The sequence below is a fragment of the Crocosphaera watsonii WH 8501 genome, assembly GCF_000167195.1.
Taxonomy (GTDB): domain Bacteria; phylum Cyanobacteriota; class Cyanobacteriia; order Cyanobacteriales; family Microcystaceae; genus Crocosphaera; species Crocosphaera watsonii.
In genome coordinates, this window is record NZ_AADV02000301.1 from 1 (window position 1) to 2,484 (window position 2,484).

At 34.4% G+C, this 2,484-nt stretch carries 1 protein-coding gene and 2 pseudogenes; all 3 read right to left on the minus strand.

Annotated elements, in window-relative coordinates:
• Window positions 1-430: 430 nt before the first annotated feature.
• On the minus strand, window positions 431-844 hold the full coding sequence (locus CWATDRAFT_RS31100) for a hypothetical protein (RefSeq protein WP_007308657.1): 414 nt from the start codon (window positions 842-844) through the stop codon (window positions 431-433).
• 128 nt (window positions 845-972) lie between these two features.
• Window positions 973-1,749: pseudogene (locus CWATDRAFT_RS31105) on the minus strand (IS1380-like element ISCwa5 family transposase); the annotation flags it as partial.
• Window positions 1,750-1,776: 27 nt separating this feature from the next.
• Window positions 1,777-2,430 (minus strand): annotated as a pseudogene (locus CWATDRAFT_RS31110) (IS5-like element ISUnCu10 family transposase); the annotation flags it as partial.
• Between the last annotated feature and the right edge of the window lie 54 nt (window positions 2,431-2,484).

The following is a 2,484-nucleotide window of genomic DNA, read 5'->3' on the forward strand; positions in this document are numbered from 1 at the left end:
TGACAGAGTTAGTCACCCAAATGTTCAGTTTTTTAGAGACCATGAGATTACAGGGGCAAAATGCCATTGTCCAATTATGCGAATTATTTTCATTAGCTGGTCGGAGTCCCCCAGGATTAGAGATGTAAAAGGCTCCGGAGCCGATGGGGGATAGATTTTTCTTGATCGCCCTATCTCTCTGCACAAAAATACAAAAGGTTAGCTGATAATCTCCGCTAACAAAAAACTATCTTACTATTCTTTTTTTTTCTCATATTGTTGTTTTTATTTGAGGTTTTTAAAAGACTTGATTCTGGGAATGTTAGTCATTAAAATAGCCGTAATAAATTAGCTTAAATTTTACGCTAAATCACAGGGCTTATATTTTTGTTGACTCAACTGATGTTGTTTGTAGTGCTTTTCAATAAGACTTTTTTGTTGCGGTGAGCAGTTACAAATCTTGTTCATACCCACGAGCATCAAAACTAGGGAATCGTTCGGTAGGAATTTCCTCTTTACTGAAAGTTTGAATCTTGTTACCTTGTCCATCCAAAATGCTTAAACTAACATCCTTCGCATCTTCACTGAGGAGATAGTAAATAATCACACCAATGGGACGAGAATCACCAGCATCAATAAATTTGCGTTGTTTCTCCCCATCAACCACACCTTGCTCATAAAAAGTATGACCCGGACGAGTATTTTGAACAAAGTAATATTTTTTGTCAGAAAGAGGCCCCCCACCGTACCCGGATTTCTCACAAATTAATTTGAAAGCCCAATCCAGAGATGAAAAATGATAATTTTTAGGACTAATAGAAATTTTGAATATAGATGAATAAAAAAATTGACTTTGATTATCCAAAAATTGAGTTTAAGAGGGAATAATTATATTAACTTTTGATTTTCTCCACGATAAATAAGACTAAATGAAAGTATCAGTCAGTCAACAACTTATGATAGATATCTTTTTTAAAAAACAACTTATTCTACTTATCCAGTATTAGGAATAGTTTTAATTCTTTTGTTAGCAATAGATAAAATATCTTGATAAGGACAAGCACTAGCTATAGCGATAATAATTCTTCTACAACTAATCTTTATTCTGGCTCCCAACTTAAGAAGATTTAGACGTATTCTTCCCACAGTTGCTTTAGCCAATGAAGTTTTTTTTAAACAGTGTTGACGAAAAGCATTTATGAGAACATAAGCCCAGGAATGTATCCATAATCTTAGTTGATTACTTTGAAATGTTTGAGTTGAAGTTCTATCAGCTAACAAGTCTAATTGTTGTTCTTTAATCCGATTTTCCATCTCGCCTCTCGGACAGTATTTTTTTGTATAAAGTTTTGAGGGTGGAATTTTTGAAGCGGGCAAAGATGTCACCACATGGCGCATTTTTAAGCCATCACTTCCATAACAAACTTTTGTCACTACTCTTCTTTGACAACTCCATGACTTTTCTGTTTTATAACGAATAGAGCGATACCAAGTAGAAATTGGTACTAATTTTTTAACTTCTTCTAAATCTTCTTTTTTCTGAAATAAACTATCCATTAATTCAGTTATTGGAGCTAGTTTTTTTTCATATTCATGTTTGGCTTTTTCAATTACATCATCCGCTCGTAACTTAAGAACGCCATTTGTTCCCATAGCTATAACATAATCAACTAAAGGCTGATTTTCACAAAAATAGAAGATTTCTTCACGGGCATAGGCACTATCACCCCTAACTAGGATATGAGTCTCTGACCATTTTTCTCTAATTAGGGTTTGCTGAAAAAGTTTCTCCAAAATTTATGCCACTTTTGACCAAGAATTTTCTGACAAATCAATAAGTTTTAGTACATAAAAATTGTTTAAATTATAATCAAAATTAATGAAAGGCGGTTTGATGAGTTCCCCTGTTCTATTATTAGTAAATAAGGACAAAAAAAGCGACAAAAACTGCCTCAGAAGTTTAGAAAGATTGACAACTAAAAATGTAATAGCAATAGATGTAATGGAGTTTTCAGGGAGTTTTGTCATCACGAGATTTAGGCTAAATCTTCGTTTAGCTTGTCCAAACTTTCCCTCAATAGCATTACGGAAGCATTCATCGGAGTGGGCTTGTTTCTTTTCTTCTTCACTGACATTTTTCGGAGGTCTTCCTAACTTCGGACCACTGATTCTTATCCCTCTTTCCTTACACCAATTTCTGTTTTCCCTAGTTCGATAAATTTTATCTACATGGACGGATTCGGGATAATAGCCAAACGTTTCTTTATACTTTTCTACTTGTTCTTTTAAATGACAAGATTCATTGAAGTTTTCCCAACTTATTTTGTCTAGAAACACATAGTTATCTACACAGCTTACTGAGAGTTTAGCTCCAAACTCTATTGGTTTTCCTGCTTTTCCCCTCACTATTGGACGAATATGCGGTTGAGTTAAACTTACAATTCTTTGAGGACACTCTGGGTCTTATCTCCCACATGACTGTGTGTTCGGTCCAGGCTAGTTAGT